This window comes from Izhakiella australiensis, from assembly GCF_002006995.1.
GTDB classification, from domain to species: domain Bacteria; phylum Pseudomonadota; class Gammaproteobacteria; order Enterobacterales; family Enterobacteriaceae; genus Izhakiella; species Izhakiella australiensis.
The window spans coordinates 179,706-199,171 of record NZ_MRUL01000009.1 but is presented as its reverse complement, the minus strand read 5'-3'; the positions used below and the strand labels follow the sequence as shown (position 1 = coordinate 199,171).

Genomic DNA, 19,466 nt, shown 5'->3' with positions numbered 1-19,466 from the left:
CTGTAACGTCCTGCGCAGCTTATCAGGATATTTGCCCGGATATTTCTCCTGCAGATACTCAAGAACCGTTGCCGGCGAGATTTGCGGCCGGGATTCAAGTAAGGGAAGAATGTCGCTCAGCCAGACATCCTCCAGAGGATCCTGGCGGGTCCGCCAGTGTCGCTCCCCGAACGGTTGCCACTGTCCTTTTTCAATACGCCGGCCTGAACGGACCGAGATGCCCGCAGTAGCCGCAGCGGCTTCCTGGGTAAGACCTTTATTACGTTGAGTCATGTAAAAACTGACCTGCCTGATATTCAGCGCCACAACCTCTCCCGGGTGGGGAAAAAACGGGACGCTAAGGTTACAAACAGGCCAGAGTAATTGTCGCGAATCGGACGGGGTAATTGTCGCCTAATAGCTGGCCATCGTAGGTAGTATCGGAAAGCGGCCGGGTTACCAACAGTGAAAAGCCCAGCCCCTGGCCTACCATGCAGCGCACCATCTCAATGGAAGGGGAGCTGTAGGCAACGTCCGGGTTGTAACCCTTTTCTTTGAAAATGCCGATGAAATAATTTCGGCTGGGCACCACGTCGAGCAGGACCATTGGCAGGCTGCTCAGCTCGGAAAGCTTTACCGAGTCCCGCTGCGCCAGCGGATGATCGGCTGGCAGCAGCGCATAGGGTTGCTGCGGCGCATTCAACCTTTCGGTATGGATCGCGTTATCCAGCTCAAGATCGTAGAGAAAGGCCAGATCAAAACGACCGCGATGCAGGCCGTGAGCGATTTCATGCTGTTCGCCGTCATAAATCTTGATGGTGATATCGGGGTATATCTTTTTAAATCCGGCAATCAGCCGTGGCATATAAAGCGGCGCCGCAGTTTCAAAACAGCCAATCGAGATCACGCCGGAAACCAGCTCATTATCAGCTTTGGAGTTCTGTTCAAACTGATAGGCCAGCCTGAGCAGCTCCTTTGCTTTTTCATAAAAACGCTGGCCGCTCGGCGTCATCGACACGCCCTGCGCGTGATGGCGAATAAAGAATTGCTGGTCGAACATATCCTCCAGGCTCTTTACCGCGATGGAGATTGAGGGCTGGGCGATGTGCAGCTGTCTGGATGCTTCCGCAATACTTTCCGCTTCGACCACGGCAACGAAATATTTAAGCTGCTTAAGGGTAAAATGAGGCATAGCAAAGCCTTAATTTTTATATTCAGTTTGGTTGGTTGAATAGTTTTAAGCTAGCTTGTGCGGTTTATGCAAGAACAGACGCCGGATTTTCTTCACCGGCTGGCGGTCTCCATTCCAGCGGCAGCAGCCAGGGTAGATTTGCTGTCAGCTAAGCAAATAGTCAGCGCGGATGGATGTTATTTAACTTTAATTTCAATGATTTATTTATTATTTCACCTGACGTTTTTGTCTTTCACGGCGCCAGCCCTGGCGGATCCCGGCGAAGATGCAGCGCGCCGATCATATTTTTTATAATCCTTATGTGGATTAGTTAATAGTTTTTTTATTGTCAATGATGCCAGTTGCTGGCGCATCCCTGCACTGCGGTGAGGCAATTAAATTCTTTGAATTACAACCTATTGAAAAATTACGCTTTTAAAATGTTTGAACCCCGTCACACCCGTCGCCGCTGCACGTAAAAGGGGCGCCTGCCCTCAGCGATGTGCTAACAAAAATTTTTATAGAGGTTGCCCATATTTTTAGTCCTTTCGCTGATGACAGGGCTGCTGCACCATGAATCTCACTGTAACAATCTATCAACAATCCCGTTACCAACGGCACGGAGAGTTGGTAGCTGTTCAGGAGCGCATTCAGCCTGCTGGCCAACTCTGTTGAGATGAAAATTATGACAAACAGCCATAAAAATAGCGCATCGGTTTCCACCGTCGAGCTGAGTACCATTCAGCCTATTCCACTGTCTGAAAGGCACGGCAAGCCGCGTGACCTTTTCACTATCTGGTTTGGCTCTAACATTATGCTGCTGACCGTCATTACCGGTTCGCTGGCGGTCAGCGTATTTCACCTTTCGTTCGTCTGGGCGACCGTTGGCGTGCTGATCGGCAACCTGGCCGGCGGGCTTTTTATGGCGCTTCATTCGGCGCAGGGGCCGCAGCTCGGCGTGCCGCAAATGGTGCAGACGCGCGGCCAGTTTGGTTCTTACGGGTCGGTACTGGTCGTGGCTCTGGTCGTCATCATGTATATCGGCTTTTTCGCCTCTAACCTGGTGCTGGGCGGCCAGTCGCTACACGCTATTTATCAGCCGGTATCCACGGACGCGGGTATCATCGCCGTCGCGCTGCTCAGCCTGATTGCCTGCGCCTTCGGCTATAACCTGATTCATGCTTACACCAAAATTATGTCGTGGGTTTCCGGGGTGGTTCTGGCGGTTGCCTTTGGCTGGATCATTTTCCGTCACGGCCTGCCTGCGGACTTTCTCGGCAGAAACGGCTTTAACATTAGCGGTTTTCTCGGCGCCATTTCTATAGCAGCGCTCTGGCAGCTGGCCTACGCTCCCTACGTTTCTGATTATTCGCGCTATATGCCGAAAGATTGTAGCGCGGCGAAATTTTTTGCACCAAAACGCATAAGATTATGCATAGCTAAGACCCGGTTAAAAAAAGAGATTATGCACAATGCAAATAAAATCGCCGATCTTAAATAGCTCTATTAAGATGAGGCGGCAGGGAATCGACGATAGAGTGTGGATATTCCTGCATCAAAGATAAGGGCTACTCGCTTACGTGGCTCTCCTTCGGCAATCAATCTTCCCATTTGTGCCCATTGCTCTGTTTTTAAACGTTTATTCGACAGCATCAGGAGCAGTACAGTATCAGTTCGCTACTACCAGCACCGGACTATCATCAACGATGACAGAGATTAATATTTCTGAGCCGCAAACAATTTACGCATCTTTCGCCGGGCTAGTTTCGCTAATCAGGTAAAACTGATTCATCTGGCGGGGCTATGAATTTTTTGTTTTTATAAGCCCAGCCGATGCCACAGAGTATATTTTCAACTTTTATTATGTTGAAATTTTTGAACAAATCTCCATTGCCATCCCATTCAACAATGTTTACAACCGCTCCGGCTTCAATTATTGCGTATCGCATTATGCATATTCCTCAATAAAGCAGATGCCATCTGCGCCTTGTCCACCATAAAATCTAACACCCATTTTTTGCGTATCAAAAGCGCCGCCACCGCCGGCACCTGGAACTTTTGCTTTTGGGATTGCTATGGACCCAGATTGCCCCTGCCCAGCGCGGCGGCTGCCTCCCCAGTAGCTGGCCCCACCGAACCCGCTGAGAAGATATGCGCCGTTCTGCCCATCACCGCCATCACCTCCCGGTAAGTTGATATCTGCGCCCGTTCCCGCAACCCCTGTCCCTCCGGCTGCAAAAACGGTGGATGCAACAGCAGGAGCACCACCCGGCGCAACGATGCCGCTGAATGATGAATCTCCCCCTTTAGTAGCCTCAGTCCCGCCAGAGCCAATAACGATCGCCCAGTCAGTTACGTCAGACACTTTAAACCATTTAATACCAGTGCCACCCGCCGCACCGCCACCGCCCGAGAAATTATCACTGGAGCCACCGCCGTTGAACGCACCACCCCCTCCGGCGCCAGCTCCCGTAATGATCGCTTTGAAGTGCGTCGTCAGAGGGTTTAACGTTAACATTTTGGATGACGTGATCCACTGCTCGCCAGTCTTTCTGCCGACGTATCCATTGCTGTCTACTAAACCAAGGTTTGTGAGAGCTTGGGTAATTGCTATGGCACCGTCGGAGGCAATATCACTAAAAGGGTTCGCTCGTGATAAAAACAGCTTTTTCAGTGCAGTAAGGAGCTGATTCTGCACATCCGGTTTTGCGTCTGTCGCTGCCTGAGCAAGAATGGCAAGTAGCTCGGTCTGAACGTCGCGCACTGCGCTCTGAGAGTTATTAAGGAATTCAGCAGTGACAATCGTCCCCTTTTCCCCTGTAAGGGGGTTGCCATTGTGGAAAAGGTTGTCCGGGCTATCAATAGGTGGCATCAGCTGCTGCATCAGGCCTGCTCCTCATAAGTAAAATAACAATAGGTATGTGCGGGCTTGAGATTCCCGAAAATCGTTTCCAGCACTTTGTTTCCGTAGGTCGCAAGTCGCTCACCAGGTAACGAAATACCCGCACGAAAGTAATAAACAGTCACGCTGGACTTAACGTTGACTGCCCAGACATAGATGATTTCAGGGACGTAAAGCGGATCACCGGCACTGTTTGTACCGGCCCGGAATGGTTCAAATTCATCAATGGTAATTGTGTAGCCCGCCGTGGCTGCCAGCTTTATAAAATAACTGCGGCTGAGTCCCCCGGTTTCAGCGAGCTTCAGCAATACGGCTTCAAGGCGTTGCTGCCAGGAGTCATCGTCACCTGGCGTCAACTCCAGAACCCGTTCCCAGTCCGCCAGCAGGCCATCTGAAAAAAGCGGTGTGGCAGCGCCAGCGACTTCATCAGCGCTCATTGATACCAGGTTAAACGCATTTCCTTCGCCGGTTATTTCCGCGTTAATGGCTTTCCGCTCCGGGCTGTAGGCAATCGGGGGGAGCAGTCCGGCAAGCAGGTTGCGGTAATTCATAGCAGCGTGACCTCAATATCGCCGATACGTATCCATTCGACGACGGATGCGTTGACAAGCGGCAGAACGTTTGCGGCTGGTGATGTAATGCTGCGGTCAGTAATGCCTGTAATGTTGGTGATAACCCCCTCGGCCTGCGATTTGATAAACGCTTCACCCGGCTCAAGATTGCTGATGAATGTTGTCAGGTCGGTTATCACGCTGGTTTTCGCCGCTTCGAATGTGACGCCTTCGACGCTGATGGCTGCTGTAATATCCACGTTACGGAAGGTCGGCGCGAGTACAAGAGTATCTTTGGCTGTGACCGGACGATGGTCATCAATATAAGCCTGGCAGGCGGCGATAATGGCCGCAGATGGCATCCCACCCGCTGATGTGATCACCACATCGACAGTGCCTAACCTCCTGCGGGTCGTGAATGTCGAACGCGACGCGGACCTCTTCACCGTCCACTGTAATCAGCTGCTCAGAGAAATAGTCGTTGTTAAACAGGCGCACCCAGCCGCGCTGCGCGGTACGAACCATTTCCGGCATGAAGGCTTCACGCAGCTCAACGTCGGTCAGGTATTCAATTTCATCACCCTCAACCTCCAGAACGGCGCGGCGGAACGCTGCCGGGGTCATGTGACGCCCGTTGCGTTTCGGCAGTTCGCTGTGTTCGTGAGTGTTGTTGTAGGTGTCCACCTCATGCGCAATCGCATCAAGGAGCTGCTGCCATGACGGCAGTTTTCCCAGTGCGGTGCGCTGCACCGGCGTGAGTTCACGTCCGTTTTCCTGTGCCTTAACGGCTGACTGAATCGCACGTGCCGTAATGCGGGCGTGCTCCGGGTCAGCTGATGAGCCGTTATAGGTTTCAAACTGCATGGCGACGCGACGCGGCACTCCCTTGTTAAGACGTTCGATGATGCCGCGTGACTGTGGCCGTCCTGGAATACTGGTCGGGTGGTCGATGCCAAGGCGACTGAAAATACCTGTCACATCAGCATCAAGCGTTTTGTTGGTCTCACCACCACCGTTATCCGAATACACAAAGAGCGGCTTGCCGTGGTGCTTCATGGCGTAGCGATAGGCATCAGCCACGGCAATCACGCTTTCAGAAAGTGCCAGACTCCAGCCAGTAATAAAGCGGGTGCGACCGTCGATAATCAGCGTCAGCTCGGGCGTAAACGGGCGGCTATGGTCCGGGTGCGCGACTTTCATATCCAGTGACTTACCGTCGGCAATCCAGCAACCATTAACGGGCATTTGTGACCAGTCACGTTTCTGGAAGCACTCATAAACCAGCGCGGCAGACCCGCTGACACGACCACGGGCTTTTTCACGCTTCGGCAGCTTGTCCATGGCGCGACGCACGGCGTCATAGGATGGGCAGGCCGCAATCATCGCTGGCTGTCCGGCATAAACACTTTCCCATTCAGCCTTAAAATCCCGATAGGCTTCGCGCAGACACGGGCCTTTGCGGCTGCGCCAGTGGGCGAGAAAGTCAGGCAACCACGTGATTTGCTCCGGCTTTTTAGCCTTGAGATAACCCGGTGCCAGCATGGCGAGCCTTTCAACGCCCGGACGGGTGGTCAGAAAAACGCTGAGCCATTCCTGCAGGCTGCGCTCACCCACGCCGCTGCGGGTTGAACCTTTACGGGCGTTGGCGATTTCAGCCAGATTTTTCAGGTGCTCAGGCAGCGTGCCTGCTCGGGATGCCTGCGCAATAAACTTCACTGCGGCCGCGCGTGACATCCCCGCGTTGCGCAGGCGCTCGGCCTCCATCGCCAGCGCGGCACGCGCATCAGCAATCTGTTTTTGTTTGTCCGTGAGAGAGGAAATCTCACGTTCGAGGAGCGCGGGACACTGGCGTATCAGCGCCAGCTCCTGTGATTTCGGTGCATGAGCGGGCCGCTGGGCCGGTTTTCCTGACTCAACCGGCGTCTGACTTGCCAGCAACTGCTGATAATGCCTCTCCAGCACAATGCGACGTGTCTCTTCCGGCAGGCAGTCAACGTGATATTCAAAGGCTTTAGTCCCCTGGCGTTTCCGAACCAGGTGTGGTGCACCGGACGTTCTTTTATTCAGGGTGAGCCTCAGTCCCTGTGAGGTGCCGGGGAGTCCCGGCATACCTGCCAGCTCATTAACCGTTACGTACATAATCAGGAAACCTTACGCAGGTATCGGCTGGGCCAGATATTGGAGGGATCTACATTGAGAGCATCCGCGATGATGCGCTCGCCTTTGGGGTAGGAGCGGTGAAGTGCATTTTTGAGCGTGTCTGGTTTTAAACCAGCCTGCTCTGACAATTCACGCATGGTAAAGCCGCGTTTATGCAGCTCCGCAACGATATCGATGCGATGCCAGTCGGCGCCCGCTACTTCTTTTCTCTCGTGCATTCGATTACCCTTAGCTAGTTATACGCACGGATAACACCGAAGGCTTATCCGATGGTGTAAGTATTGATCCACATATAGCTCATGTAAAGCAAAATATGCCGTTTCTTTTGTCTTAATGAGCACAAATTGGTGATTTGAAAATTATGCTTTTATAATCAGCGTGTTAGAGGAAAAGAAAGTGAATACACAAAAGGAAAGCAAAATTGCTTTTGAAGGGGAAGTAAAGGAAAGCATTGCTGATAGGCTCAGAGCACTTATTGGCACTCGTACTGTTAGAGCGGCAGCCCGAGATTGGGGCTTATCTTTTTCAACCTTAAATAACTATCTGACCAGAGGCACAGAACCATCTCTCAACGTGGCAATAAAGATATCTAATGTGGAGCATGTTTCTGTTGAGTGGATTGCAACAGGTGAGAATTCAAGCAGTACTCATACGGAGCGTAATACTAAGTCTGTCGATGACAACTCTTTACGCAATGCATGGATTTCTGCCTTCGAGTTCATGAGTAAAAGTGAATCTGAAGCTTTGCTACGCTTAATGCTAAAGGAAGGGGCTTCAGGCATCTTAAAACTAGGCTCTAACAATCAACAATTGAATGAAAGCCTACTTGCACTTTCTCCAGAACTGAAGCAAAGAGCTTTAGAGCTTATAAATGCCCATGAAGAGGCTAAAAAAGGGGCATCTGATGGTGGTGAATTAACCGCAGGTAATCGCCCAATGATTAAAGAGCAGAAAGCCGGTTGAAACATTGGCATGCAGATCAATGCTCTTGCATATTGGATGTTGAAGCTGGCTTTAAAAGATGTTTAAAGTCTCACTAATAACAATCGGTCTCAGATCGTTTTAGTGCAAAATAAAACGCAAAATTAATTGTTTGTGCTCGATTTTGTTGAAGCGGTGCAAAATCACAAAATCCTCTCAAGTCCCTATCCCATAAGTCTTTTCGGCAAATTTCCTGAATACTTTAACTGTGCAAGAATGATCACCTCCCCACAAGATATCAGCGAAAACAGCGTGTTCTGGTGCAGCTACATCGGCTGCGTGCTGGGCTCTTTTTTCCCGATGATCCTCGGCATTCTGGTGTCGATTTGCGTGATTAATGGTGACCTGATTACCTCAATCGTCGATACCACCGGCGGATTATCGGCCACGGTCATTATCGTTTTTGCACTCGGCATTGCCGCCACCAACGCCATGAATCTGTATTGCGGGGTGCTGTGTACCCTGACGCTCGGACAAACTTTTTTTGCTAAATGGTCCCCGCTTTCCGGCTCGCGCATTGCCACGGCAATTATTACCGTCGCCATTGAAGTGGCGATTGCGGTGTACGGCCAGGATAACTTCCTGGTTAATTACACCAACTTTATTTTGATGTTGCTGTACGTACTGGTGCCCTGGACCGCCATTAACCTGGTCGATTACTATCTGGTCGCCCACGGGAAATATGATATTCCCTCTTTCTTCCGCCGCGATGGGGGTATTTACGGCTATTACAATGTACGAGCAATCTTCTGTTATTTGCTGGGGATCGCGGTAGAAATTCCGTTTATGTCGACGGAGATATATACCGGCCCGGCCTCGGTCTCCCTTGGCGGCGCGGATATTTCCTGGCTGGTAGGATTGGTGGTGGTTTCGCCGGTTTATTACCTGATGAGCCGCCGCCCGCAAACGCTGACACAAACCTCTGCTTATAAATAACAAGTGAATGCCTTATGAACAACACCAGTAAATACGACTACATCGTGATTGGCGGCGGATCGGCCGGATCGGTGCTGGCGGCGCGCTTATCTGAACGCGCCGGATGCAGTGTCTGCCTGATTGAAGCCGGAAGTCGCGATAACACGCCGCGTATTCAGACGCCAGCCGGCACTATTACGCTGTATAAAAGTAAAAAGTTCAGCTGGAATTTCTGGTCGGCGCCACAGGCCAATCTGGATGGCCGCCAGATCCATATCCCGCGCGGTAAGGCGCTGGGCGGCTCTTCATCAATGAACAGCATGATTTATATTCGCGGCCTGCCGTCTGATTACGATCGCTGGCGCGACGCCGGCTGCCCTGGCTGGGGCTGGGATGATGTGCTGCCGTGGTTTAAGCGTTCGGAAAATAATCAGCTGGGACAGGACCCGGCCTATCACGGCTTTAGCGGCGAGCTGCTGGTGGATAAACCACGCGATCCAAACCCGGTTTCCACGCTGTTTGTTAACGCCGGTAAGCGGCTTGGCCTTGCCGACAACCGTGATTTCAACGGCGCCAGCCTGGCCGGCGTGGGTATTTATAACCTCACTCAGAAGAATGGTCAGCGACTTTCCAGCTACCGGGCTTTCCTGCATCCCCACCTTACCCGTCGCAATCTGACGGTGAAGACCGACTGTGAAGTGCAGCAGCTGATTATCGAAGATAAGCTGATTAAAGGGGTCAGCGTGCTGGCGGCGGACGGCCAGCAGCACCTTACGCTGCTGGCGAATAAAGAAGTGATCCTCTGCGCCGGTTCAATCGGTTCACCACACTTGCTGATGAAGTCCGGCATTGGCCCACAGGATATGCTGCGCAATGCGGGCATTGACGTGAAGCACCATCTGCCCGGCGTCGGACAGAATTTGCAGGATCATCTCGACGGCCTGGTGACCGTTCGCTCCCGCAGCCCGCTGACCCTGGGATTTTCGCTATCGGCCTGGAAGCCGGTTTTGTCCGCACCGTTAAAATACCTGTTTGGTCGCAGGGGCTGGCTGACCACCAATTACGTTGAAGCCGGCGGCTTTGCCTCCACCCGGCTCAGCTCTGGCGCGCCGGACATTCAGTTTCATTTCGTGCCGGGCTACCGCAGCCATCGCGGCCGGCTTTTTGAATGGGGGCACGGTTACGCCATTCACACCTGCGTGCTGCGGCCCAAATCTATCGGCTCGCTGGCGCTCAACCGTCAGGGCCAGATGGTCGTCGATTTCAACTTCCTGGCCGACCCTAATGATGCAGCGGTGCTGGTTGAAGGGATTAAAACCGCGCGCAGCATCCTGGCGCAGCCGGAATTCGCCAGCATTCGCGGCAAAGAGATGCTGCCGGGTGCGCAGGTGCAGACCGACGAGCAGCTGCACCGCTATGTAAAAGATTACTGTGCGACGGTATTTCATCCGGTCGGCACCTGCAAAATGGGCAGCGATGCCATGAGTGTGGTCGACCCGCAAACCCTAAAAGTCCATGGCCTGCAAAATCTGCGGGTTGCCGACGTTTCCATTATGCCCACTCTGATAAGCGGCAACACCAACGCACCGGCAATTATGATCGGCGAGCGCGCGGCGGATATGATCCTCGGCGGCGCTGGCTCATCGCAATCACAACATGCGCAGGAGAACGCCTTTGTCTGATATCACTTACTGGCAGAATAAACTGCGCGATCAGCGCTTCATCAGCCATGCCATTATTGACGGCCAACCCTGGCTTGCCGCCAGCAAAAAGACGTTTACGGTGATTAACCCGGCGACCAATCGCGAACTGGCGGCGGTCAGCGCGCTGCAAGCGGAGGATGTGGACCTCGCGGTTAAGTCTGCCCGGCGAGCGTTCGCCTCCGGCAGCTGGTCCGGACGCTCTCCACAGGAAAGAAAAGCGGTGTTACTGAAGCTTTCCGCCCTGATCCTCCAGCATCGCGAAGAGCTGGCGCTGCTGGAAAGCGTCAGCATGGGCAAGCCCATTAACGATGCGCTACATATCGATGTGCCCGGCGCCGCCCACGTTATCGCCTGGTATGCTGAAAGTGTCGATAAAATCTATGACCAGATTGCGCCGACGGCCAAAAACGCGCTGGCAACCATTACCCGCGAAGCCTGCGGCGTCGTGGCGGCGGTGGTGCCGTGGAATTTCCCGCTGGATATTGCCGCCTGGAAGCTGGGACCGGCGCTGGCGGCGGGTAACAGCGTGATCCTTAAACCTTCGGAAAACTCGCCTTTCTCGGCGCTGCGGCTTGCCGAGCTGGCGCTGGAGGCGGGGCTGCCTGCCGGCGTGCTGAACGTGGTTACCGGCCTTGGCAACGAAACCGGCACCGCGCTGGGTTTACATAACGATATTGACGTACTGACCTTTACCGGCTCTACCACGGTGGGTAAAGCGTTTATGCAGTATGCCGCGCAGTCTAACCTCAAACAGGTGTGGCTGGAGTGCGGCGGCAAGAGCGCCAATATTATTTTTGCTGACTGTCAGGACCTCGATCTGGCGGCAGAAAAAGCCGCTTTCGGCATCTGCTTTAATCAGGGCGAAGTCTGTTCTGCTAACTCCCGCCTGCTGGTGGAACGCAGCATCTACAGCGCGTTTATTGACAAGCTGCGCCAGAAGCTGAGCGCGTGGCAGCCGGCAAATCCGCTCGATCCGGCAGCGACGATGGGACCGATGGTTAGCGCGGCTCACCAGCAAAAGGTGATGGCAGCCATTGCCGCCGCCCGGGAGGCGGGCGCAACCCTGCTGGCGGGCGGCGAAGCGATTGCCATTGATGGTGTGGCCAACTACGTTCAGCCGACCCTGCTGGTTGCTGAGAGTGAAGAGATGGCGCTCTGGCAGCAGGAGATCTTCGGACCGGTGCTGGCGGTGCGCGCCTTTGATGATGAGCAGCAGGCTATCGATTTGGCTAATAACCATATTTACGCGCTGGCGGCCTCGGTCTGGTCCGACGATTTGCACCGGGCGCATCGCGTCGCCGCCTTGCTTAACGCCGGGACGGTTTCGGTCAATACCGTTGATGCGCTCGACGTCACGGTGCCTTTTGGCGGCAATAAGCAGTCCGGCTTTGGTCGCGACCTGTCGCTGCATGCCTTTGATAAGTTCACGCATCTGAAGACCACCTGGTTTCAGCTTCGATAACCTGCCTTTCGCCGGGCTCCTCCGACGGTATTTGCTGCCCTCAGGCACCTGTCCGTCGGTGGGGCTTGCCCTCTCCCTGAACTGTGTTTTTTTCTGGCGGCGAGTGCTTTCGCTTAGCGCTGCGCGTAAAGAGACATTGCTGCTTAACGATTATTTATTAATTCAGCCGCGCATATTATTACACTGCGTTATTGTATGGACTTTATTTCAGATATATATCGTGGGAAAAATCTTATGAGGATATGTAATAATTAAAAAACGCGGTGGCATAATTTTTGTCAGCCCACCAGACGTAATACAAGCGCGTCAGCGGAGGGGGAGCTGCGGGTGCTTAGTTATTAACGCGGCGTAATTATCAATCGGTGACAGGAATATGTACTATTCTTTTGCAGGTAGTTTTACCTTTTTTGGCTAAGGAAAATATATTTTGAGCAAATCAAATAAAATAACCAGACTTTCAGTCTGGAATATCGTATTTGCCTTGATCTTGCTGATATTTGGCATTGCGATGACAATCGGCGGCGGATGGCTGGTCGCCGTAGGTGGGAACTGGTATTACCTGCTGGCAGGTATTGGCAGCATTCTGTCCGCGATTCTGATATTAAGGCGGCGTAGCGCCGGTGCTTATTTGTTTGCGCTGGTTTTCATCGGCACATTGATCTGGACCATCCAGGAGTCCGGTCTTGATTACTGGGGCTGGGTGCCGCGCTTCGATATTATGCTGCTGCTGGGCATTATTTTTGCCTTCCAGCTTCCCGGGCTGCGCCCCGGAACCAGCCGGGTATTCTCCCGCTTGCTGGCGGGCGTACTGGTGTTAGCTTTTGTGGCTGCGGCCGCGCTACCCTTTGCGCCGCTGAACGTCACGCCGGCGTCTAACGTGCCGGAAGCGGGCAGCGCCTCGTTTGCAACCGACACCGGCAGCGGCAAAGCATCCAATCCCGATTCAGGCGACTGGTATACCTATGGCGGCTCGCTGGCGTCGCAGCGTTTTGCCGGCGCGAAGCAGATAACGCCGGACAATGTGAAAAACCTTAAGCTGGCATGGCAATTCCGCACCGGCGATTTACCTAAAGCGCGCTGGGGAGCGGAAAACACGCCGATTAAAATCGGTGATACGCTATACACCTGTACGCCACATAATCAGGTCTTTGCCCTTGATGCCGCAACCGGTAAAGAGAAGTGGCACTTTGACCCGAAAGTCAGCGATAAATCGATTCCTTATACTGCCGCCTGCCGTGGCCTGACCTGGTTTGACGGCCAGACCAACAGCCATGTTACCACGGGGCAGAACGCCGCGAGCGTCGCTAACGTTGCGGCCGCCGCGTCCGGTAATAGCCCGAATGCGCAAGCGTGCAGCCAGCGTATTATTCTCGGAACCCTTGATGCCCGCGTCATTGAGCTGGACGCCAAAACCGGCGACGTTTGCCGTGATTTCGGCGACCAGGGGACGGTTAATCTTGCTGCGGATATGGGCGAGGTCTACGACGGCTACGTGGCGATCAACTCCGCGCCGGTGGTGATCCGCGATACGCTGGTGGTGGCGCATCAGACCATTGACGGCCAGCGCGCCTTCGGGCCGCCGGGAGTGATTAAAGCTTATGACGTGCGCACCGGTAAGCTGAAATGGGCATGGGATGCGGCCGCGCCGGATACCAGCACGCCAAAAACCGGCCCCAACGCCTATAAGCGTGGTTCGCCTGATGTCTGGACCTCCTTCACCGGCGACGACAAGCTGGGCCTGGTTTATCTACCGCTGGGTAACTCTTCCGGCGATTACTGGAGCAGCTCGCGCACCGATGCGGAAAATAAATATGCCGTATCGCTGACGGCGATCAACGTTGATACCGGTTTGCCGAGCTGGTCTTTCCAGACGGCGCATAAAGACGTTTGGGATTACGACCAGGGCTCGCAGCCGACGCTGATCGACTATCCGGCGAAGAACGGTGAGAAGGTGCCGGCGATTATCGTGCCGACCAAGCAGGGCGAAATCTATGTGCTTGATCGTCGTACCGGCAAATCGCTGTTTGGCGTGGAGGAACGGCCGGTTCCCGGCGGCGGCGTCGAGCCGGACTCGCGCTCGCCAACTCAGCCTTACTCGTTATTCCATCATCTGAGCAGACCCGATCTGACGCCGCAGGATATGTGGGGGCTGACGCCGTTCGATCAGATGGCGTGCCGCATCCAGTTCCAGAAAGCGGTATATAAAGGGCAATATACCCCGCCGGAGGCCGATCGTCATACTATCGAATATCCAGGCTATAACGGCGGTTCGGACTGGGGCAGCGTAGCGGTCGACCCGCAGCGCGGCATTATCATTGCCAATTACAATGACATGCCGAACTACAATATTTTGGTACCGCGTGCCAAAGCTGACGCACTGGGCTGGAAACCGCGCGATCAGATCCCGTATAACCCCCATGACGCGGGTCACGCTGAAGGGGCGGGCGATCCGCAGATTGGCGTTCCCTATGCGGTTAACGTTAATGCCGGCTGGCGTCTGCCTTTCACCAAAATGCTGTGTAAAGAACCGCCTTACGGCGGTATCCGCGCGATCGATTTACGCGATGGCCGCACCATCTGGGATCGTCCGCTGGGTACCGCACGTCGTAACGGCCCGTTTGGTTTACCGACCGGCCTGCCGATCAATATCGGTACGCCGAATAACGGCGGCTCGGTGGTAACCGCGGGTGGACTGGTATTTATCGCTGCGGCGACGGATGACCTGATCCGCGCGATTGATATCAAGACTGGCAAAACCGTATGGAGCACGCCGCTGCCTGCCGGCGGACAGGCTAACCCGATGGTTTATACGCAAAATGGCCGCGAGTATCTGGTCATCGTAGCGGGCGGTCATCACTTTATGGAAACCCCTGCCGGCGACTACGTACTGGCCTATGCGCTGCCTGAAGGCAGCTGATAAGCCGTCGTTACCGTTAAGGAAAAAAAAGCGCGCCCTGGCCGGCGCGCTTTTTTTACGCTGGCGTAAAGCCTTATATTGCTGTTGTGCAAATAGTTTGTGAAACGTTTATTCAGAGTAAACTGCGGCATCAATTGAGATGGTATATTTTCCGGGTTTAATTACGGCATCACGACTCAGTATTATTCGATAGTGCAAGGTGTCGTTTTGCTCAACCAGCCATTTTTTTCCACCGGCATCCTTAACAGAAATGTTTTCAGTAGGCTCACCGGCTGTCATAGTAAAATTAAACGTATTACTTAGCACCGAGGTGTCGATTGCCTGACCCGTCGTCCATTTCGGACCAGATTGCGCATTGGCCGGGACGTGTTTTGGCGCGGCGGCCAGAGATTGCCCTGCTTTCAGCGTCCCTGCGGTCACATTTACCTCGCCGGTTGCAAGTACGGTTTCATCCGACATTTTTCCTGCGGTAAACTTAGCTGCAGCGATATTTAACGCATGCTTAACCGCCAATGGTTCCTGAAAAGTAACCTCAACGAACTGATTCGCGGTACCACTGAGTGCCGCTGAATCAATGGTCCCTGCCAGAACGGTGGTTGAGGTCAGCAGACTTAATGCGACCAGTAATTTTTTCAATATCATATAAATACCTTAGTTAATTTTTTGATGTTTTGCGGTCAGGAGACCTCAGAAAAAACTGTTTTTTTTCTGACTTATATCTGGATTGATATTTTACAAATATAATTAAATTATTCCTGAAAATACCCATTTTCCCGGTGATGAATAAGGGTGTTGTTATATCCTTGCAGGAATTTCAACAATGCCCGGCGCTCATGCTTGACAGCGTTATTAATATAATTGGCACTGTGTTGCGTTAAATCCATTGTCAGTTTTTTGCCGGTTTAATTGTTAGTGTTATAGGATTATTACGGGTGTGCATTTATTCGCTATAAACGGCGGCATCGATAGCGATTTTGTATGCCCCGGCTTTAATAACCGTATCTTTATAAGCAATAACGTCATACTTCATTTCTTTATTTCCGGCTGTATCCAGAACCCAGTTGTTACCGCCTACCGTCTTCACCGACTTACCATATAGCCAGAAAGTAAAATTATCTTCTGGCTTACTGGTATTGACGGCAGTACCCGCCACGTAGTTAGTACCAGGCTGGTCTTTTGCGGCGGTCGTTGGTTTAATCGCCAGCGTCTGTGTCGCGCTAAATGTCCCTGCGGTGACGGTAACTTTGCCTGAGGCCAGGGTGGTATTACTATCGCCTACTTTACCGGCTGTAAGCGCCGCGCCTGTTTTAGTTAAGGTGTGGGTTACCGCCAGCGGTTCCTGAAAGGTGACCTCTACGAACTGATTCGCGCTGCCACCGAGTGCAGCGGGATCGACGGTGGCTGCTGCCAGAGCAGTGGTTGAGGCCAACAGGCCCATTGATGCCAGTAAATAGCTGATCTTCATTTGTATACCTTTGTGCATTGTTTCAGTTTCGAAGTTTGATGAATTCACTGTCGTGCCGTTCAGGGCGTTGTCGCCGCAGCAAATCCAAAGGAATAGCTGTCCGCAATAACGTTTTGATCGCCATCGATAACCAGATAAAAGCTGGCCTCATCGTTTATCGTTGGCAAAATAAGTCCGCCACCGCTTTTGTCATCGGCGTAGCCGTTATCGCTTTCCAGACGGACTCGCAGCTGATGGCGGCTATCCTGGCTGCCAGTCAGAAAATACGCTGTCGGGCGCGTATCGCTGTGCTGCGCATCTCCCCAAAGATGAAATGCGGTGTGGCTGAGGTGGCTGATTACGCGCCCCAGCACAATACGCGTACCGTCATGCAGGTAACCGGAAACCATGCCCTGCTGCGAACGCAGTACCAGCTGTGCAGTTTCTGCGGCGCTGACAGCCTGCATGCTAAACGCCGTCAGTAACAGCGCCAGCAAAGTAATGCGGCCTCGTTTAGCTATCGACATAACGCACTCCATAGGGGGGAATGAAACTCCGCGCGCCAGGCTATTCCGGCGAGAGAGATTATATTTTTTTGCACTGGATGGGCCTATCTGACTGGTACGAAAATGGCGGATTTTGCCGTCAGGATGGCAATGCGGGGGCAACGTAGGCTCAGCGCGCGGCAGTCATCCACGCGCTGATGTAACATCATGATATGAGGGGAAAAATAAACATCCAGTTAGCGGATCTGTTGTTAACGACAAACGCCGCTGAGCTGATAAAGCCCGCCAGGCCCCTTGCGGTGCGGCAGCTGATAATCCATATGGCACTGCTGGTCACCCCATTTCACCGTCAGCCGGCCGCTAGCGGGCAGGCCGGTAAGATAGGCCTGGCCTTTGTCGTCTATCAGTCCGGCGCCGCCAGGCTGGTCTTCAACGGTTACCGCTGCGCCGAACGGTATGGCGGCGCCGGTCAGCTGTACCAGCGCCCGGGCGCCGATGCGGGTTTTATAGCGCGCTTCCACCACCGCGCCCTGGGTTGGTACCACCTTTTTATCTGTCTGCAAAACTTCTGCGTTGTCAGGCAGCTGCGTTGGATCGAGACTGACCTCGTTTTCCTGATAGGCGCCGATGCCGGAGGCGGTGGTATAGCCGCGATAGTCGGTTTTCACTCCCGGCCAGCTATAGAGCGCCACGCCTGCGGCGCCAGGTGCCTCAACCAGCGCCACGGTGTCGCTAAGCGGCTGGCTAAACGTTACGCCGTGACGGTGAATTATCATGCCGCCAGCAAGGTTAACGCCGGTCTGACGGCTGGTCTGGCTGTAGCTGTAATTAGCGCCGAGCTGACCGTAAGCGCCGTTCCAGGTGGCCTGTAACGTGCTGTTGTTGCGCTCTTGCGGCTGACTGCCGGCCTGATAGCGCTGCTGTACATTCCATGTCAGCTGGCGGTCAAATGTCTGACCGCTTAAGCCTGCGGTCTGGCTCTCGCCTCCCTGCGAAGGTGACGTCATTTGCCAGCTGGCATTCATGTTGCCACCCAGCCAACGACTGAGAGGCATACTGAGGCCAATGCTGGTTATCTGCTGACGCGAGGATTCTCCCTCCCGACCGCAGGCTTTGCTTTGGCTCCAGTTCAGCGTCAAAGACACCCCCTGAATGATGGTGCTATAGCTCAAACCCCAGCTGTCATCATGCCCCGATCTGCCGCGCCACTGGGTACGGGAGGCATTCAGACTCAGATTGCCGTATTCGCCAAGGGTCTGGCTGAGAGCGATATCGGTGCTGGAACGTATGTTGCTATTGGCGCCGGCGTCGCCGTTCCCGGCGCGGTGATAGCTGTCCAGTACGCTTGACAGCGTGCTGTAGCCAGAAGAGGCATACTGCGAGCTGGCGAGGCTGAATGAGGAGCCGGTAGCGTTAAGCTGATTGCTGTAGCGGATACGCCAGTTGCTGCCCTGCTGCCAGTCCTTCCCCTGACGCTGGCTGCGCGCACGGGTATCATCCACCGACAGGCTGCCCCAGTAGCCCAGAGATAAGCCTATGCCCAACGACAGCGCATTGTAATGCTGAGCATTCTGCACGCCGCCGTAAGCGGTGAGGTTCCACGGCAGGCCGTACATCAGCGTGGCCTGCACGACCGGCGCTTTGGCCGCGGTGGGATCGGTTGGGCGATAGCGCCCTGCCATCAGGTTATATTTGAAGTAACCCTGATGCAGAGCGATAGCCGGGGTCTGATAAGCCACGGTGAAGGTCTGCGGGCTGCCGTCAGTTTCCCAGACCGTGACGTTAAGATCCCCGCCGCCGGCGTTAACCGCCAGATCGTTCAGCGCAAACGGGCCGGGAGCGATGGTCTGGTTATAGATAACATAGCCGCCCTGCTTGACTTCCACGCGCGCCTGAGTGCGGGCAATGCCGCGTACAACCGGCGCGAACTGGCGCAGGTTATAGGGCACCATGCTGTCATCAGAACCCAGCATGACGCCGGTGAACGGCACGCCGGAGAAAATTTCGCTGCTGCTGTTACTCTGACCAAGGGTCAGTCGACTTTGTAGATCATATAGCCCCCGGCTGGCATAGATATAGCTCGATTGCCAGTGACCGGGCCTGTCGCTACTTTGCTGCCAGCTGGTGGCGTTACGGATGCGCCAGGCGCCGAGGTTGAGGCCCGGCTGCAGTTGCAGCCAGCTGTTTTCTTCACTGTGAGCGGCGCTACGGTATTCGGTGTGAATGTTGCTGGCATTGTAGTTGAGCAAAAACGCCGTGATGCCGTCATCCCAGCTTTCGCGTGGCGCAATGCCTTTCGGTTTTGGCCGCAGTGCAACCTGCGGAATGCTGAGCAGCAGCTGCTGAGTATTCAGGTCCAGCAATGCTTTAGCCTGCGGGATCGCCAGAATATTGGCGCAGTCAGCGCTACCGCCATTGGCAGCCAGTGCCGGATAGTCGTCGGTTTTTACGCCATAGCGCGCCAGTTGAGTGACGCTAAGGCAGGGGGCCAGCCACGGTTTGCCCGCCGCATTTTTTTCCAGCTTAAACCTGACCTCGCCACTGTCGACAGTCTCGCCATTTAATACGATATCTACGCTGTAGGTACCGGGCTGCTGCAACCCTTGATTGAACAGGGCCATATCGCTATTTTTCGCACTACCATCGAGCTGAGAGGCGTCAAAGGTATAATCTTCCGCCTGGGCGTGCTCTGCGCCGATAATCACCAGCAGCGCGAAAGCTAAACGTGTCATTTTCATCAGTTCAACCTCCCACTGCTGCAGAGTGATTTAGTCG

Annotated in this window: 18 protein-coding genes and 2 pseudogenes; 7 read left to right on the top strand and 13 right to left on the bottom strand. The window is 54.0% G+C overall.

Annotated features, from left to right (window positions below; all coding sequences use genetic code 11):
- Positions 1-306 (bottom strand): helix-turn-helix domain-containing protein (locus BTJ39_RS14385; RefSeq protein WP_139356346.1); only part of this gene is annotated, 306 nt, incomplete at its 3' end.
- A gap of 88 nt (positions 307-394) precedes the next feature.
- Positions 395-1,171 (bottom strand): annotated as a pseudogene (locus BTJ39_RS14380) (LysR family transcriptional regulator); the annotation flags it as partial.
- 66 nt (positions 1,172-1,237) lie between these two features.
- On the opposite strand from BTJ39_RS14380, the gene BTJ39_RS14375 reads away from it, so the two are divergent.
- On the top strand, positions 1,238-1,465 hold the full coding sequence (locus tag BTJ39_RS14375; protein WP_078003387.1) for a hypothetical protein: 228 nt from the start codon (positions 1,238-1,240) through the stop codon (positions 1,463-1,465).
- A gap of 370 nt (positions 1,466-1,835) precedes the next feature.
- Positions 1,836-2,651 carry a purine-cytosine permease family protein gene (locus tag BTJ39_RS14370; RefSeq protein ID WP_241825920.1) on the top strand — a complete coding sequence of 272 codons (816 nt, stop codon included), beginning with the start codon at positions 1,836-1,838 and terminating at the stop codon, positions 2,649-2,651.
- A 5-nt stretch (positions 2,652-2,656) separates the two neighbouring features.
- Here BTJ39_RS14370 and BTJ39_RS14365 read toward each other — a convergent pair.
- The 7 genes and pseudogenes from BTJ39_RS14365 to BTJ39_RS14335 form a co-directional block, all read right to left on the bottom strand.
- Positions 2,657-2,788, bottom strand: a pseudogene (locus tag BTJ39_RS14365) (helix-turn-helix domain-containing protein); the annotation flags it as partial.
- A 131-nt stretch (positions 2,789-2,919) separates the two neighbouring features.
- On the bottom strand, positions 2,920-3,099 hold the full coding sequence (locus BTJ39_RS14360; RefSeq protein WP_078003385.1) for a hypothetical protein: 180 nt from the start codon (positions 3,097-3,099) through the stop codon (positions 2,920-2,922).
- Entirely contained in the window at positions 3,099-4,034 is a 936-nt protein-coding gene (locus BTJ39_RS14355; RefSeq protein WP_078003384.1) for a glycine-rich domain-containing protein, read from the bottom strand. Before BTJ39_RS14355 ends, BTJ39_RS14360 begins: the two co-directional genes overlap by 1 nt.
- Complete coding sequence (locus BTJ39_RS14350) at positions 4,034-4,603, bottom strand: YmfQ family protein (protein WP_078003383.1); 570 nt, start codon at positions 4,601-4,603, stop codon at positions 4,034-4,036. Before BTJ39_RS14350 ends, BTJ39_RS14355 begins: the two co-directional genes overlap by 1 nt.
- Positions 4,600-4,965 (bottom strand): baseplate J/gp47 family protein, encoded by a 366-nt coding sequence (locus BTJ39_RS14345; protein WP_241825919.1) that lies wholly within the window; start codon positions 4,963-4,965, stop codon positions 4,600-4,602. The genes BTJ39_RS14350 and BTJ39_RS14345 overlap by 4 nt, the downstream gene beginning before the upstream one ends.
- On the bottom strand, positions 4,922-6,742 hold the full coding sequence (locus BTJ39_RS14340) for a Mu transposase C-terminal domain-containing protein (RefSeq protein WP_241825918.1): 1,821 nt from the start codon (positions 6,740-6,742) through the stop codon (positions 4,922-4,924). The genes BTJ39_RS14345 and BTJ39_RS14340 overlap by 44 nt, the downstream gene beginning before the upstream one ends.
- Before the next feature lie 2 nt (positions 6,743-6,744).
- Positions 6,745-6,981 (bottom strand): helix-turn-helix domain-containing protein, encoded by a 237-nt coding sequence (locus BTJ39_RS14335; RefSeq protein ID WP_078003381.1) that lies wholly within the window; start codon positions 6,979-6,981, stop codon positions 6,745-6,747.
- Positions 6,982-7,159: 178 nt separating this feature from the next.
- Between BTJ39_RS14335 and BTJ39_RS25170 the strand changes: the two genes are divergently transcribed.
- The 5 genes from BTJ39_RS25170 (at position 7,160) to BTJ39_RS14310 (ending at position 14,741) form a co-directional block, all read left to right on the top strand.
- Positions 7,160-7,726 carry a transcriptional regulator gene (locus BTJ39_RS25170; protein ID WP_241825917.1) on the top strand — a complete coding sequence of 189 codons (567 nt, stop codon included), beginning with the start codon at positions 7,160-7,162 and terminating at the stop codon, positions 7,724-7,726.
- A 234-nt stretch (positions 7,727-7,960) separates the two neighbouring features.
- The gene (locus BTJ39_RS14325) at positions 7,961-8,680 is read left to right on the top strand and encodes a purine-cytosine permease family protein (protein ID WP_096777739.1); all 720 of its coding nucleotides are present in this window, start codon (positions 7,961-7,963) and stop codon (positions 8,678-8,680) included.
- 14 nt (positions 8,681-8,694) lie between these two features.
- Positions 8,695-10,341, top strand: a complete 1,647-nt coding sequence (locus tag BTJ39_RS14320) for a GMC family oxidoreductase (protein WP_078003380.1) — start codon at positions 8,695-8,697, stop codon at positions 10,339-10,341.
- Entirely contained in the window at positions 10,316-11,824 is a 1,509-nt protein-coding gene (locus BTJ39_RS14315) for an aldehyde dehydrogenase (RefSeq protein ID WP_422386038.1), read from the top strand. The genes BTJ39_RS14320 and BTJ39_RS14315 overlap by 26 nt, the downstream gene beginning before the upstream one ends.
- Before the next feature lie 427 nt (positions 11,825-12,251).
- On the top strand, positions 12,252-14,741 hold the full coding sequence (locus BTJ39_RS14310) for a membrane-bound PQQ-dependent dehydrogenase, glucose/quinate/shikimate family (protein WP_078003378.1): 2,490 nt from the start codon (positions 12,252-12,254) through the stop codon (positions 14,739-14,741).
- Positions 14,742-14,849: 108 nt separating this feature from the next.
- On the opposite strand, the gene BTJ39_RS14305 is transcribed toward BTJ39_RS14310, so the two are convergent.
- The 4 genes from BTJ39_RS14305 to BTJ39_RS14290 form a co-directional block, all read right to left on the bottom strand.
- On the bottom strand, positions 14,850-15,383 hold the full coding sequence (locus tag BTJ39_RS14305) for a hypothetical protein (RefSeq protein ID WP_078003377.1): 534 nt from the start codon (positions 15,381-15,383) through the stop codon (positions 14,850-14,852).
- Positions 15,384-15,681: 298 nt separating this feature from the next.
- Positions 15,682-16,206 (bottom strand): hypothetical protein, encoded by a 525-nt coding sequence (locus BTJ39_RS14300; RefSeq protein WP_078003376.1) that lies wholly within the window; start codon positions 16,204-16,206, stop codon positions 15,682-15,684.
- A 59-nt stretch (positions 16,207-16,265) separates the two neighbouring features.
- Positions 16,266-16,712 carry an AfaD family invasin gene (gene afaD / locus BTJ39_RS14295; RefSeq protein ID WP_176110325.1) on the bottom strand — a complete coding sequence of 149 codons (447 nt, stop codon included), beginning with the start codon at positions 16,710-16,712 and terminating at the stop codon, positions 16,266-16,268.
- Between the two features lie 230 nt (positions 16,713-16,942).
- The gene (locus tag BTJ39_RS14290) at positions 16,943-19,429 is read right to left on the bottom strand and encodes a fimbrial biogenesis outer membrane usher protein (protein ID WP_078003374.1); all 2,487 of its coding nucleotides are present in this window, start codon (positions 19,427-19,429) and stop codon (positions 16,943-16,945) included.
- Positions 19,430-19,466: the final 37 nt, after the last annotated feature.